At 57.9% G+C, this 821-nt stretch carries 1 protein-coding gene; it reads left to right on the top strand.

Annotated elements, in window-relative coordinates; all coding sequences use genetic code 11:
* Positions 1–345: 345 nt before the first annotated feature.
* Positions 346–821, top strand: a 476-nt coding sequence (locus EOA22_RS35680) for an Hsp20 family protein (RefSeq protein WP_127390718.1), incomplete at its 3' end; no start/stop codon positions are given.

Raw genomic sequence — 821 nt, 5'->3', positions numbered from 1 at the left:
GTCGCCGTGCGCGACGCAAGAGGGGTCACGACGACAGGCGTGCCGCTGCTGTCCAGCGCGTGGGCCGGGTTCGCGGAAAAGGCTGCCGCGAGCAGCAGTCCTGACATCAAAATTTTTCGCATGATTCGCATCCACCCCTGGCGTCAACATCGCGCAGTGGCCACCAGCACGCAAGGCAGCGCCTTGGGCACCTGCCTGCCGGCCAAAAATATTTTTGTCGCCCTCTTGAAGGAAAAAAACACGATTACCAGATCGTTTTCCGTCGAGGCTTCGGCTCGACATACTGGCGTCGCAGCGACGCTGCGACAGCCTCGTAATCCATGTTGCTTCACGGAGGATATGGCTATGAGAAGCTCTGATTATACCCCTCTTTACCGCACAACGGTCGGCTTCGACCGTCTCTTCGATATGCTCGAAAAAAGCGTACGCTCCGACTGGCCTCCCTACAATATCGAGAAGACCGGCGAGAACGACTATCGCATTACGATGGCTATCGCCGGCTTCGCTCTCGATGAGGTCGAACTCATGCAGAACGGCCCCGAATTGTCTGTCGTCGGCCAAAGGAAACCCGACCAGGAAAATCGGGAGGTCCTTCATCGCGGCTTGGCGACGGGCAACTTCAAGCAGGTGTTCAAACTTGCCGACCATGTAAAGGTCAAGGCGGCCAACCTCGAGAATGGCTTGCTGTCAGTGGACCTGGTCCGCGAAGTGCCCGAGGAACTCAAGCCTCGGCGCATTGAGATAGGGTCCGAAGCCAAAGCGGTTTCGCTCGAGCAACCCGGCAAGAAGCAGTTGATCGACTCGGATGCGGAGCCTCAACG

This window comes from Mesorhizobium sp. M7A.F.Ca.US.014.04.1.1 (genome assembly GCF_003998745.1).
Taxonomy (GTDB): Bacteria; Pseudomonadota; Alphaproteobacteria; order Rhizobiales; family Rhizobiaceae; genus Mesorhizobium; species Mesorhizobium ciceri.
Note: the sequence above shows the minus strand (reverse complement) of the source record. Positions and strands in the feature narration are given on the sequence as shown.